Source organism: Pedobacter alpinus, assembly GCF_042684645.1.
Lineage (GTDB): Bacteria > Bacteroidota > Bacteroidia > Sphingobacteriales > Sphingobacteriaceae > Pseudopedobacter > Pseudopedobacter alpinus.
Window position 1 is genome coordinate 1 of the sequence record NZ_JBHULV010000045.1, and the last position, 14,513, is coordinate 14,513.

General features: G+C 34.9%; 10 protein-coding genes. 3 read left to right on the forward strand and 7 right to left on the reverse strand.

Annotation, left to right across the window (positions count from 1 at the left end; all coding sequences use genetic code 11):
* Positions 1 to 258, forward strand: a 258-nt coding sequence (locus tag ACFSSE_RS12675; RefSeq protein ID WP_379100964.1) for a hypothetical protein, incomplete at its 5' end; no start/stop codon positions are given.
* Positions 259 to 446: 188 nt separating this feature from the next.
* On the opposite strand, the gene gltX is transcribed toward ACFSSE_RS12675, so the two are convergent.
* Positions 447 to 1,961: a glutamate--tRNA ligase gene (gene gltX, locus ACFSSE_RS12680; RefSeq protein ID WP_379047089.1), complete on the reverse strand. Its 1,515-nt coding sequence runs from the start codon at positions 1,959 to 1,961 to the stop codon at positions 447 to 449.
* A 611-nt stretch (positions 1,962 to 2,572) separates the two neighbouring features.
* Entirely contained in the window at positions 2,573 to 3,592 is a 1,020-nt protein-coding gene (locus ACFSSE_RS12685) for a dipeptide epimerase (RefSeq protein WP_379047092.1), read from the reverse strand.
* 113 nt (positions 3,593 to 3,705) lie between these two features.
* On the opposite strand from ACFSSE_RS12685, the gene ACFSSE_RS12690 reads away from it, so the two are divergent.
* On the forward strand, positions 3,706 to 4,566 hold the full coding sequence (locus tag ACFSSE_RS12690; protein ID WP_379047095.1) for a bifunctional helix-turn-helix domain-containing protein/methylated-DNA--[protein]-cysteine S-methyltransferase: 861 nt from the start codon (positions 3,706 to 3,708) through the stop codon (positions 4,564 to 4,566).
* 686 nt (positions 4,567 to 5,252) lie between these two features.
* Here the strand turns inward: ACFSSE_RS12690 and ACFSSE_RS12695 are convergent.
* Positions 5,253 to 6,590: a D-alanyl-D-alanine carboxypeptidase/D-alanyl-D-alanine-endopeptidase gene (locus tag ACFSSE_RS12695; RefSeq protein WP_379047098.1), complete on the reverse strand. Its 1,338-nt coding sequence runs from the start codon at positions 6,588 to 6,590 to the stop codon at positions 5,253 to 5,255.
* 85 nt (positions 6,591 to 6,675) lie between these two features.
* Between ACFSSE_RS12695 and ACFSSE_RS12700 the strand changes: the two genes are divergently transcribed.
* Entirely contained in the window at positions 6,676 to 7,920 is a 1,245-nt protein-coding gene (locus ACFSSE_RS12700) for an aspartyl protease family protein (RefSeq protein WP_379047101.1), read from the forward strand.
* Positions 7,921 to 7,963: 43 nt separating this feature from the next.
* Here ACFSSE_RS12700 and ACFSSE_RS12705 read toward each other — a convergent pair whose 3' ends face one another.
* The 4 genes from ACFSSE_RS12705 to ACFSSE_RS12720 form a co-directional block, all read right to left on the reverse strand.
* Positions 7,964 to 10,282 (reverse strand): glycoside hydrolase family 3 N-terminal domain-containing protein, encoded by a 2,319-nt coding sequence (locus tag ACFSSE_RS12705; RefSeq protein ID WP_379047103.1) that lies wholly within the window; start codon positions 10,280 to 10,282, stop codon positions 7,964 to 7,966.
* Between the two features lie 180 nt (positions 10,283 to 10,462).
* Positions 10,463 to 11,512, reverse strand: a complete 1,050-nt coding sequence (locus ACFSSE_RS12710; protein WP_379047106.1) for a family 16 glycosylhydrolase — start codon at positions 11,510 to 11,512, stop codon at positions 10,463 to 10,465.
* A gap of 10 nt (positions 11,513 to 11,522) precedes the next feature.
* Positions 11,523 to 12,422 (reverse strand): PKD domain-containing protein, encoded by a 900-nt coding sequence (locus tag ACFSSE_RS12715; RefSeq protein WP_379047109.1) that lies wholly within the window; start codon positions 12,420 to 12,422, stop codon positions 11,523 to 11,525.
* Positions 12,423 to 12,441: 19 nt separating this feature from the next.
* Entirely contained in the window at positions 12,442 to 14,511 is a 2,070-nt protein-coding gene (locus ACFSSE_RS12720) for a hypothetical protein (protein WP_379047112.1), read from the reverse strand.
* Between the last annotated feature and the right edge of the window lie 2 nt (positions 14,512 to 14,513).

A 14,513-nucleotide genomic window follows, 5' to 3' on the forward strand; every position in this document is an offset into this window, starting at 1 on the left:
TTTCGCAACTCAAAATTAGAATTATACAGGCCTTTTTTGTATATTATTTGTTCGGACAGTTATGATTTTAAATATTTAATAGTCAAAAACATATATTCAATATCACAACCGCACAGGCTTTCCTGCCCTCATGCCGGGCAATGGCAGATACTTTTTTTCCGCAAAAAAGTATCCAAAAAACTCTCGCCTGCGCCTGATGCTATGAGTGGCAGTGCTTTAACAATTTCATCTATTCCGCACCAGCCAAGGGCGAATTAACGGCAATTAGTGTTTTTACTTTAACCAAATAACGCGTAAAAATAATGAACAATAACAATCTAACTCAGGTTTATAGGCTCTTTGTGACATTATCATTTTAGTTAATTTTAGGGTATTATTGCTAAAGATAATTCTTCACAAAAAAACCCCTTGAAAAATCAAGAGGCTTTCTGATAAATATCAGAAATTTATTTAAAAGCTGCTAAAGCACTTTTAATTCTATTTATTGTTTCAGGAATTCCTATTTGGGTGGCAATTTCGAAGACTTGAGGTCCAAATTTTCCACCAACCAACATAATTCTAAAGGGCAACATTAATTCACCAACTTTTATGGCTTTTTCAGTTGCCAAGGTTTTAAATGTTGTTTCTAAATCGGCACTAGTAATACTTTTATTTGCTTCAATTGCCGCTATAAATGCATTAAAGTAATCTTCCTTATCAGTATTCCATTTTGGTTTTACTGCATCTGTATCAAATTTAGATGGTGCTTCAAAAAAGAATGCCGCTTGTTCATGAAAATCGGTTAATAAAATACAACGTTCTTTAACCATATCAATTACTTTCAATAAGTAATCATCGTTATCTGAATAAATTCCCTTATCGGTTAAAATATTTTTAACATAAGGCAATAGGTGTTCTGCCGAACTGGCTTTTACCCACTCGCCGTTGTACCATTTTGCTTTTTCGTAATCAAATTTGGCACCACCTTTATGTATTCTTTCTAAAGAGAAGTTTTTTATAAGCTGGTCCATACTAAATATTTCTTGGTCGCTACCATCATTCCAGCCTAGTAAGGCTAACATGTTGATAAAACCTTCTGGTAAAAAACCAGCTTCAACAAAACCTTGCGCCTTTTTGCCAGATGCAGCATCAATCCAATTGATAGGATAAACTGGAAAACCAAATTTCTCTCCATCGCGTTTGCTTAGTTTACCATGCCCGTCTGGCTTTAAAATAAGTGGCAAATGCGCCCATTGTGGCATATCTGCTGCCCAACCTAAGTATTTCCAAAGTAAAATATGTACTGGAGCTGATGGTAACCATTCTTCGCCTCTAAAGGCATGCGTAATTTTCATTAAATAATCATCAACAACAACAGCTAAATGGTAGGTTGGCATTCCGTCTGCTTTTAGCAAAACTTTATCGTCAACTTCACTGCTGTTAAAAGCTATATCTCCACGAATCAAATCTGTAAAAGTAACTTGTTCGTCTTTTGGCACTTTAATTCTTATTACATGTGGCGCACCTTCTTTTACCAAACTTTCTGCAGCTTCGTGTGGTATAGTTAAAGAATTTCTTAAAGTTTGACGCGTATTTTGATCATACCTAAAGTTTTCTATCACTTGTCTTTTACATTCTAATTCTTCGGAGGTATCAAAAGCATAGTAAGCGTGACCATCTTTTACCAATTGCTCTGCATATTGTCTGTAAATACTTTTTCTTTCGCTTTGGCGATAAGGACCGTATTCTCCACCGTTTCTGGTGCTTTCATCTTCTTTAATGCCGCACCAATCTAAACAGTTGTAAATATATTCTTCGGCACCTTCAACAAAGCGAGTTTGATCTGTGTCCTCAATCCTCAAAATAAACTCTCCGTTATTTTGTTTAGCAAAAAGATAATTAAACAATATGGTTCTTACACCACCAATGTGTAAACCACCGGTTGGACTGGGTGCAAATCGTACTCTAACTTTATTCTTCATTTTGATGGGGCTTTAAAAAATCGAAAAACAGCAAAAATCATGCTCGTTTTTTTAATTTCTCAAAGTTAATATTAAACAATTTAGAGATGGTAGTTTTTTTTAGTTGAATGTTAAGTAAGATGTTATTATTAATTAATAAACTGATTGAAAACCCTTTTTAAAGAAATTTTTCAACCTAAACAATTAACACCCATCAATTTTTGCTTTCTAGAAACGGGTTGGCTTTTTGGTTCGTATAAAAATCATTGCAAAAGCAGTAGTTGCAACCCCTATTATAAATGCAAAAACAGTACCTTGTGTAGCGTAATTTTTATAATTAAAATTTGCTTGAGCCTCTTCTGTTGATGTGTAGTATCCTAATTTCGTTGCTCTAGTTCAAAGAGAAGTTGACTGATAACCTTAAAATCTTCTGGCGCATCTTGAGCATTAGCCGTAGAAAATATGGCTATTAAGAAAAGAGTTAAAAGTTTCGATTTCATTGTTCTAAGTGCTTATAATTTGTATATACATTCTATTACATTTAGACAACAAATGTACAATCCATACACTACTATAACACTAAATATAAATATTTCATTTTACAGAAAGTTAAAAACTCTAAGGCAAAAACTCTACAAATCCCTCAATCCCAATCCCGGTAAATCTTCCAAAACATACTTTCCACCAACAAATTTTGGAGTTTTAAAAGGGTTGTTTGAAGTTAAGAATGGCCCGTCTAAATCTGCCCAATCGCATAAAGGAGCTAAAGCAATTCCAGCCAAAGTAGCAATGCTGGTTTCGCTCATGCAGCCAATTAATATTTTTAAATTATTGGCTTTTGCTTGCTCAATCATTTTTGAAGCCTCGTACATTCCGGCAGACTTCATTAATTTAATGTTAATACCATGGTAAACTCCTTTTGCTTTTACAACATCAGCTAAACGCTGTACGGCTTCATCGCCAACGGTGGTAACTGGGCTATGTTCTGTAAGCCAAGCATTGCCATCTATATCTTCTTTAGGCATAGGCTGCTCAATTAATAAAACACCATGCTCTTTTAGCCAATACGCCATTTCTAAACCTTCGTTTTTGTCTGTCCAGCCTTGGTTGGCATCAACATATAATGGCAAATTAGTAACAGATCGTATGGTCGAAATTAAAAGTTTGTCTGTATCTCTACCTAATTTTATTTTTAGGAGTTTAAAATCATCTGCCAAAGCATCGTTTACTTTTTTGATAATTATTTCTGGCTCATCAATACCAATGGTAAATGTAGTTTGGGGCATTAGATTGGGCGAAGCACCAAAAAGATCGTAACAAGGCTTGTTTAATAGTTTACCTGTTAAATCATGCAAAGCAATATCTACAGCTGCTTTTATTGCGGGTTGTCCAGCTGCCAAATCATCCATATAATTGATAATTTGTTCCATATTAAATGGAAAGCTGAATTTACTTAAATCAAGCTGTTTTAAAAAAGCGGTTGCTGTTTCAATATTTTCGCCCATGTAAGGCACCATAGATGCTTCTCCGTAACCTGTAAATCCTTCGTGGTTTATCTCAATGAGCATTAAAGGGGTTGATGTGCGAGAGAATTTAGCAATGGTAAAAGGGTATTTTAACGCTAGTTCAAAAGCTTTGTATTTTATTTGCATTTGATGATGATGTTAATGAGTAATCTATTCTAAGGTAAATAATTTAGCTCAAATAGCAAGTTTCGGGTTTGTAACAAACTATATAATGCATTAATTTGTTGAAAGCTTCAGGAATGACAGATCATATCAATTACCAACGTATAGCCAAAGCAATTACCTATTTAAAAGCTAATTTTAAATTGCAACCTAGCTTGGATGAAGTTGCGCAACATGTTGGATTAAGTCCGTTTCATTTTCAAAAATTATTTACTGATTGGGCAGGAGTTAGTCCGAAAAAGTTTGTACAGTATTTAAGCATAAATTATGCGAAAAGCTTGTTAAAAGAAGCCGAAACTAATTTGTTTGATACTGCTTTTGCTACTGGCTTATCTGGCACTAGCCGGTTACATGATTTGTTTGTGAATATTGAGGGGATGACACCTGGGGAGTATAAAAATGGAGGACAAAATCTCTCTATTAATTACAGTTTTCATACTACTTTTTTGGGAGAAATTTTAATTGCAAGTACTAAAAAAGGTGTTTGCTATTTAGCTTTTATAGATGAACACAATGCTTTTGAGTTATTGAAAGCTCAGTTTCAGAATGCAGTTTTTACTGAATGCAAAGATGATTTACAGGAAAAAGCTTTGTCCTTTTTTAAAGGACAAAAGTTAGAAAATAAAAGTATTTCTTTACACTTAAAGGGGACTGATTTTCAGCTTAAAGTTTGGGAAGCATTGCTAAAAATTCCTTTTGGTGGTTTAAGTACTTACGGTAATGTTTCTAATGAAATTAATAGCCCAAACGCGGCTAGGGCTGTTGGTACTGCTATTGGGAAAAACCCAGTTGCGTTAATTATTCCTTGCCATAGAGTGATACAAGGTAACGGATCTTTGGGTGGCTATATGTGGGGGCTTGAGTGTAAAGTGGTTATTTTGGGTTGGGAAGCGGGGAAAATTGATGGTGATTGTTTTAATGGGAATTTTCCTCTTTAAAAAGAAATTTTGTTTGAATCAATAATTATTTGCCAACTCCACGGGCTTTCCGTCCCTCTTGAGCAGGACCTACTCAAGTTCTTTTTTGCTAAAAAGAACCAAAAAGCTTTGGCTTCAGAATTTTTGTTCATTACACCTCAATAAATCTTTAGAACGCAATCCAAGTCGTGGGAATGGTATTGCTCTAAATAAGTTTCTGCAACACTTTTGCGGATTGCTGATGATTGTGCTTTAACTATGTTTTTGCAAAAGATTTCTTGGGCTACATTTCCAAATATTGTGAGGCCTACCTTGCAAGTTTGATCTGCTGATGGCTAAATAAATATAATTCCTCCCGGAGATTTCGCTGATTTACGCAGAACTTTAAGGATACGTGTTTTCATGATATTTCCTTGCTTTAAGAAATGTTTAAATCACCAAAAACTAAAAGCAAAAACTTTCATAACCCATAAATTCCGCCTTGTTTTTTGCGGATGTGATGAAGAAGTAAAAGCACTGCTAATGTAGCAAAAAACGCAGCGGAGAGTTTTTGGTTACTTTTTTCGGAAAAAAGTGACTAGCCTCCGCGGCAATGAGCGGGAGGATTTTAACAAAAAGAAAATTAAAAGTTGTACCCAGAATTTTATAACGCAGATTCCTATCCATGAGAAACTGTTGGGCATTAAAGTATCGACAAGCTCAAATTCCTAATAATTATTATGAATAAAAGTCAAAATCCTATCAACCTCTGCTCTAATTGTAGCTGTGGAATTAGTGAAATTGTTATTCATAAAAGAGAACAAATATTTTTTACCAGAAGCCCCAATTAAATAACCACTTAAATTATAGTTGTTGGATAAACTTCCGCTTTTAGCAAAAACAAATGGAGCATCGCTAGATTTAAACATGTTTCTGATGGTACCAGATTTACCCCCATTGGGTAATAAGGCAAATAAGCGCTCTTCGTTACCTACTTTATCATAAATTTTTTGCAAAAGCGCAGTCATATCTCTTGGAGTAAACAAGTTATGACGAGATAAGCCCGAACCATCTACCCATTGAATTTTATCTGGAAGGTCTTTTAAAAATGTTTTTGATGCCAAAGAGATTACGCTATCAGTACGCATGGTAATATGGTTTGCAGCAGCGCAGTTTAGTAAAATATGTTCTGCCATAAAGTTATCACTAGGTTGCAACATGTGTTTGTAAAGGCTATCTGCTTTTACGCTGTAAATGGTTTTTACATTTATAGGTATTTTACGCCAAGGTAATATTACTAATGGTTTTATAACTAAGCCAGTAGCCAATAATGTATCGTTAAGTAAGTTTTCTGTAAGGTTTCTATTTAGGTGTAATGGCACTGTTTGTTTATAGTTTACACTAACTGTTTTTGGAACCGTTAAGTTGTTGCTTTCCAAATCTCTTTTAACCGAATTTACATTTGAAGAAGCAGTAATTTCATTCAAATAAAGTGCTGATAAATTGGGAGTGTATTTTAAATGTCCTTGTGAACTTGCGCTAACTTCTGTAACGTTACCATACATCGGGAAATCAGTCATTTCTGTTTGGTAATAATCGTTATAATCGTTCCAATTCCAGCCGTAGCCTAATTTGTCTCCTTTATAACGTCCGCTAATTAAAAAAATATTTTTACCCGAGTTTTTAATAAAATCAAAGGCTTTGTGGTTTTTAAAATCCGGATGCAAGAAGGTAGCATCCGCCATAGGCCAAATAAATAAAGAGTCTTTTCTGGTACTATACTCAATTGACGGGATAGAATCGCCTAAAAAATTTAAAGCCGTATAAAAAGTGAAAAGTTTAGTATTTGAAGCCGGAGTAAAATATTTATCCTCATTTTTTTGAAACATGGTTTTATCCGTACCCAACTCTTTAATGGTAAAGCCCACATGGTGTTTACTCATGATAGGAGAATTATTCAGAATGTCTGCAATATTTTGGTAGGGTAAAGCCTTTGGTTTTTGTACTGCACAAGATGCTAAAAGGAGTACGCATAAAACATTTATTACAGTAAAAATTCTTTTCATAAAACAAATATTAGCGGTTGCAAATTACTAAATTGTATGTTAATCCAATTTTATAAGTTATTAACCAATTTATAAACAGCAAACAATGAGTTCCAATTTTTATAAACTCTTTTTTAATTTGCTTTTTGCCTGCATTTTCGCATTTATTATGCCAGTTTTTGGGCAAGGGGAGTTTGTGTTTTCTGGAAAAAGGAAGAAAGAGGTTTTAAGTTTTAAAAAAAGTAGGGGATTAATTATTCTACCAATGTATATCAATAATAAAGGCCCTTTTAATTTTGTTTTAGATACGGGAGTTGGGTCTGTAATTATCACTAACCCAAGTTTAAAAGACTCTTTAAATTTACAATATTTACGTAAAATTGAAATTAATGGCTTAGGCGAGCAAGAAAAAATTATTGCATATAGTACTCCTTTTTTAGATTTAAAAATTGGCAATGCAATGTTTAAAAGCGCTACTGTTGTTGTTTTAGCAGATGATGTTTTTAACCTATCTGGCTATGCCGGCTTACCTATTGATGGCTTAATTGGTCACGATTTTTTTAACAGTTTTTTGGTACAAGTTAATTACGAAAGCAATGTGCTAAAAATTTCAAAAAAAAGAACCTCAAAACTGCTTAAAAAAGGGACTAAAATACCGATAGAAATTAAAGAGAAAAAGCCATATCTAAATGCAACAGTTAAAACAGACCAAGGCGAGAAATTACCGCTTAATTTATTAATTGATACTGGAAGCGGACATCCTATAGTATTAGAAACCTATGGAAACAAGTCTTTCCCATTACCAGAAAAGTTTGTTATTGCCAATTTAGGAGTTGGTTTGGCGGGTAATATTAGAGGTTTTAATGGCCGAATAAAAGAATTAAAATTGGGTAAGTTTAGTTTTGATGATATTGTCGCCTCTTTTCCTTATTACGAGGATGTTGCGTCTAAAGTAACTAATAATAGCAGAAATGGAAGTTTAGGAAACCCCATATTTAGGAGGTTTAACGTGTTATTTGATTATGAACATAAAAGTATTTATTTAAAACGATTAGCTAATTATAAAATGCCATTTGAGTATGATATGAGCGGAATGGAGTTAGTAGCTGTTGGAGACAACTATGATAGATACCTTGTTACCCGGGTTGAAAGACAATCAGCAGCAGATGAATTTGGAATTATAGCCGGAGATGAAATTTTAAGCGTCAATTTTAAACCTGTAAATCAGCTTAGTTTAGAAGAAATTATAAAAATGTTTAGCTCTAAAGATGATAGGACTCTATTTTTAGAAATTAGCAGAGGAGAAAACGATGGCTTTGCTGGAGTTTTAACGTTAAAGAAAAGGATATAAAACAATGCGTATGGTTATAAATACGCATTGTTTATACTATTATCTATTGAACTGTAAAGCCCGTTTTTAAATTTGAAATGTAAATTTCAAAATCTCCTGCCTCAACAACTTCTTTACTTTCGTTGTTTATAAAAGAGAAATGGTTTTTTGAAAGTTTAAAAGTAACAGTTTTACTTTCGCCGGGTTTTAAATTTATTTTTTGAAACCCTTTTAAGCGTTTAACATCTGGTGATAGTGATGCATATAAATCTGCCAAATATAACTCAACAGCTTCTTTACCTTCACGTTCTCCAGTATTTTTAACATCAACAGTTACGGTTAAAACATCGCTTGCTTTAATTTTACTTGCACTCACATTTAAGTTTGAATAGCTAAAAGTGGTATAACTTAAGCCAAAACCAAATTCGTATTGCGGGTTATAATCAGCATCGTAATTATAAACGCCTTCTACAACGCTACGGCTTTCTGAAGGTTTATGGTTATAATTTGCTAATGAGTTTGGAAACTTAGGGTAGTTATAAGGTAGTTTACCTGATGGGTTTACATCGCCAAAAATAATATCTGCTAAAGCATCTCCGCCAAAATTACCCGGCAAATAGCTTTGTAAAACAGCTTTCATCTGAGGTTCAAATTTACTGATTAAACGCGGACGGCCTTCGTTCAAAACTAAAACTATTGGTTTTCCTGTTGCAGCTAATTTTTTTGCATATTCTGTTTGCATTTCCGATACGTATAAATCACTTAAATTACCCGGCGTTTCTGTATAAGTATTTTCGCCAAGGCATAAAACTACAACATCAACATCTTTAGCAGCGGCAATAGCCTCGTCCATATTATCAGCATATTCTTCAAAATATTTACCATCCATTTTATAGCTTATGCCCGCAATAAATTGTGCTTTATTAACACCTATTTTGTTTTGGATTGCCTTTGCTATGGTATTGTATTTTGCTGCAAACTCATCAACTTTTTCGCCTTGCCAGCTATAACTCCAACCACCATTTAAAGTTCGCATACTATTTGCATTTGGGCCAGTAACCAAAACTTTAATATCCTTTTTTAACGGTAAAACCTGATTGCTGTTTTTTAATAAGGTAATAGATTCTGCAGCGGTTTGGTAAGCAGCTAGTTCAAATTCTTTACTGCCAAATTTTGGGTAATCTTTAAAGTTAGTAACTGGTGTTTCAAATAAACCTAACTTAAATTTTAATTTTAAAATACGTGTTACAGCTTCATCTATGTGGCTTTGTTTAACTTTTCCTTCTTTTACCAAAGCCACTAGATCATCACAAAATGGTTCAAACTGGTAGGCAATCATAGACATATCTATCCCGGCATTTATAGCTAACATTACCGCTTCTTTGTTAGAGCTTGCCACTCTATCACGGTTATATAAATTTTCTATATCGCCCCAATCTGTTACAACTAAACCTTTAAAGCCTAATTCGTTTCTTAATAAATTGGTTAATAATTTTGGGTTTGCATGTACAGGTACTCCGTTAATTAAACCAGAATTTATCATAATAGTGTGCGCACCAGCAGCTATTGCAGCTTTAAAAGCTGGTAAGTGGTATTCTCTTAAAGCTTGGTCTGATATGATTGCTGGTGTACGGTCTTTACCAGAAAAAGCAACTTGATAACCTAAAAAATGCTTTAAGCAAGAAGCTACATTAAAAGGAGAAGATATATTGTTATCATCACCTTCGTAACCTTTAATTACTGCTTTACCAATTTCTGAAGTTAAAAATGGGTCTTCTCCATAGGTTTCCCAAATACGAGGAAAGCGAGGATCGGGTCCTAAATCTAATACTGGCGCAAAGTTCCAAGGAATTCCGCTTGCTCTGGTTTCGTAAGCTGTAATTTTAGCACCTTCTTTTATTAACGCTATATTACGCGTTGCTGCTTGCCCTATTTGTTGCGGAAAAAATGTTGCTCCGGCAGTATAAGTTACACCATGTATGGCATCAATACCATAAATAATAGGAATATTTAAACGACCAGAACCTTTTTTCTGAATTTCTGAAATGATATTATACCAAACTTCTGTTGTTCTGGCTCTGTTATTTGCAGTATTTAAAACAGATCCAACTTTGTATTTTCCGAAAGCCAAATCAAGCATTTTAGGATCAAGCACAACAGGTTCGTCACTGGTAAAACGATCTTTACCTTTTGTAATTACATCTAAAGTAATTTGTGCCATTTGCCCAACTTTTTCTTCTAAAGTCATTTTTTGCAAAAGTGCATTTACCTTGACATCAACTGGCGAAATGGTTGTTTTAGTTTGCGCCAAGACATTAAACTGAATGCTACAAAGTGAGGTTATAATGAACCCGTAAAGGATTTGTTTTTTGAAAATTTTCATATTGAAAATGTTTTTTTCGATTAGTTTTACGTTAACCTTAGTAGTGGACACCGAACGCCAGTTGGCAGATTAGCCCTTAGGCAGTACAAACGTACAAAGTGTTTAAACGCCATTATTAATTTTAAAAAAGGGAATGTTTTGCAACAAACCCTAATTTGCTTAAACCAGCTAACCTAAATTTTATTTATAAACTCTTATATAATCTACTTCCATTATGGCACTGGTTATGGCTGGATCTAAAGTGCCACCAAAATTACCTCCCATTGCTACATTAAGTATAAAAAAGAAGTTTTGATTAAATGGAATTGACGATGAATTATTTACTGTATGCACTGTTTGCCCATCCACAGTCATTTTAATTACAGATGCAGACCACTCTAAGCCGTAAATGTGAAACTCTGTAGTTGCGTTTGCAATTGTACGAGTAGCGCCATTTGCCGAGCCGCCAAAACGACCGGGGTAATGTAAAGTGGCATAAATTTTATTCAAATCTCTACCCAAATGTTCTGCAATATCAATTTCACCACATGCTGGCCAACCCACTGCATCTATATTGCTCCCCAACATCCAAATTGCAGGCCATGTACCTACACCGGCAGGCATTTTGGCTCTAACTTCTACCCTACCGTATTTAAAATCAAATTTGCCTTTTGATAACATACGAGCAGATGTATAAGTACTGCCACTGTAGTTTTCTTTTTGTGCCTTAATTTTTAGGATACCGCCTTCAATATTAACATTTTGCGAGCGATTGGTATAGTATTGTGACTCTGCATTTCCCCAGCCATTATCGCCAGTTCCAATATCATAACCCCATTTTGTTGCATCGGGTGCGCCATCTGCATTAAACTCATCAGACCATGCTAAACTATTTCCACTTCCGGCTTGTACGGTTATTTGTATATCGGCAGTTTTTTTAAGGGTTAAACCCGAATTGCTTATCGCTGTAACACCTACCTTATAGGTTCCTGATTGATTGTATTGATAGGTAACCGTTCCGTTTGTGCCAGTTTGTACAACGCCGTTTCCAAACTCATAATCGTAAGTAACAGCATTGGTTGCAGTAGCCTTAAAAGCTACTGAACCACTACCATCTGAACTTATATTTGCACTTAACTGCAAGTCTGTAGGAGCTACTTTATTGTCTGCACCCTCTGATCCTGATTTTTTACAACTGGATGTAGTTATAAAAAGCAAGAGTATTAAGATGTCGATTTTAAAATTTCTCATAGTTTTAATTTTAAGGTTTTACAGTTAATTTTTGGTACCAAGACAATCCGTCTGAACCGATATTTCGAAGAGTAATTTGGGTGTCGGTAAGTGCTATTATTTCATAAGTTACACCTCCTGTACCAAAATTTATGATACCATTACCCGGAACTGTAAATTGTATACGAGTTGAAATAGCTGGTGTTGATGCTGATGTTGCATTGGCAAAGCCTAATTTCTTTTTGCCACCAGTATTGATAGGATAAGAACCATCTCCTCCACTAAAGCCGTAAGATGATGTTGAAGCGGCTAGAGAGAATGATGCGCCTTTGTTATTTACTGTCATGTAAATATTGTTACTGGCATCTTTTTCAAAAGTTATTTCATCATCATAAGCGTATGCTTCTCTAGTATTAGGGTCTGCACTGTAACGATTGGAGAAAAACTTATCAGCATCACCTACACCAAAGTGTCCAACTACATTTTTATCAGTTATCCAAACTTTACTAGCACCGCCTGTTAAAGATGATATAACATTTGCCGGAATTTGAAAATCTACAAATACGCGTATTTTTTTGCTTGTTGTAGAGGTTAAACCACCAGTACCAACCGCATTAACCGTGATGGTATAATCTTTTGTACCAGGCTCTGAGTATTTGTGTTTGATTGTTCCAGAAGGAACAATTTCTGTAATACCATCGCCATAATCTACTTTATAAGTAATTACATTACTTGCTGTAGAAGTAATGATAACCTCACCAGTTCCGTTGCCTGTTGGCGCAGCAGTTGTTGCACCAGTGATAACGGTTGTTAGGGTAACATCTGTTGGTGCTACTAACTCGCCATAAGAATATTCTTCTTTTTTACAAGCGCTTAATAAAGCGCCTGCAAAAAGAAATATTGCCAGTATTGATTTTATATTTTTTGTCATGATTTTAATTTTTTAGCCCTTAAATTTGAGTAATATCATCCATGTAATAGGTGAAATTTGCAGAACCATCACCCACTGTACCTAAATCCATAATCCAAACGATGCGTGTGTAAGAACCTGCAGGTATAGCAGAAAAATCGAAGGTTAACTCTTCCCAAGCATTTGCTGTGGTACTTAAAACTTCTTTTTCATACTGTGCTCCATTTGGACCTTCTACTTTTAGTAAATATTTGGCACCAACTCTTGGAGAATAAACTTTCATTTTCATGGTTTTTTTAACCGAAAAGTTTATTGGATTTACCAATTCCAATGCGCTACCAGCATAAACAGCTCCCGCATTTTTTACCATTTTAGCAACTTTAGAACTAGTGTTAATTCCGCTAGCACTTGGGTTGTTTACTACAGAAACTACTCCACCTTCAAAATCGCCAAAAGCATAGGTGATTTTAGTTGATTGAAAAGTGACTGGGAGCGCTAAATACTCTGGAATTACATTGGCGGTTAAGAAGGTAACATCATCCCAATAAAAAACTTTACCATCTCCGGCTTTTCCAAAGTCAAAGAAAAGAGAGGCCATATCGTAATTATTAGCAATGTTTAAAGCTGATGTTCCTGCTGATGAATTAGCAAAATCAAAAACTAAAGTTTCCCAAGTGTTTGCTGCTAATGTCATGGCTTCTGTTTCTACAGATTTTGTATTATCAGTATGGTTTTCAACTTTTAATCTTACTCTAATACCAGCAGCTGGCGAGTAAACTCTAATGCTCATTTGAGTTTGCGTAGCTGTGAAAGGAATTTTTGAAGCAAAATAACTTCCCATTGTTGTACCCGCCCAAGTTTCGGCACCAGATGGCTTTGTGGTTTTTGCTACTTTATTTGATCCACCGGCTGGGTCAGCGGCAGCTTCGTTAGTGTTTGCATTTCCAAAATCGGTAACTGTATAGTTTACATTAGCTAAATCGAATGTTACTGGCAAACTTAAAACGCCAGTTGGCATTTGGTTGGTTAGCCTAATATCATCAAATAACCATGTAAAGTTTGCAGTACCATTTCCCATAGTGCCGTAATCAAAAATTAAAACCAGGTTATTATAAACTTTAGCGGCATCTATTGTGCGGTAATCAAAAGCTAAATCTTCCCATTGGTTTGCAACAGTTGTGGTTACTTCTTTTTCGAAATTAATTGTACCGTCTGCGGCGTTTTCTACTTTTAACAAAACTTTTGCTCCTACACGCGGAGAGTAAACCTTCATTCTGAAAACTTTATTAGCCGTAAAATTGATATTTTCGCCAAGTTTAAGTACACTACCACCCCAAGGTTGCCCAGCGTTTTTTACCATTTTACCAACTTTGGCACTTGTATTAATACCACCCGAATTTGGGTTAGCTATCACTGTAACTACACCGCCATCAAAATTAGAAAAAGCGTAATTTAATGTGGTAGATTCGAATGTTACTGGTAGTAAAACAGGATCAACAATACTGATCACTTTGGTAAAAGTTGTTGTTGCAGCACCACCACTAAAAGCGATTATTCTTACCGTATAATTTCCAATAGCAGCGTAAACATGGCTTACTACATCGCCTTCTAAAAACGTAACAGGAACTTCATTAGCACCGGCATCGCCATAGTAAACTTTAAACATGGTTTCAAAATCTGCTTTTGCACTCACATTTAGTTTAAAATTATTTGCGGCATCAATAGCGGTTGTTACCACCAAGTTTTCTGGTGCTTTAAAAGAAACTGTAAGTGGCTGTGTAGCTTCGGTGGTTTTACCACTAGCATTATAAGCTACTATTTTAACATTAAAAACACCTTCGGCATATTTATGTACTATGTTAGCACCTGGTTGCACTTTTGCAGGAATTGTAGTTGCATCACCAAAATAAATATCGTAAGCTGTTGCTCCTTCGCCATTTGGTGTTATGGTTACTAAACCTGTATTGTCTTGTGTAATTTCAAACAAAGCGCTTAATTTATCGGGTGCACTTTCGTTTTGTACAAAAGAAATATCATCATAAGTTTTTTTACATGCTCCTACAACTAAAGTTAGGAGAACAATGCTTAATATAAATCTATATTTTCTCATCA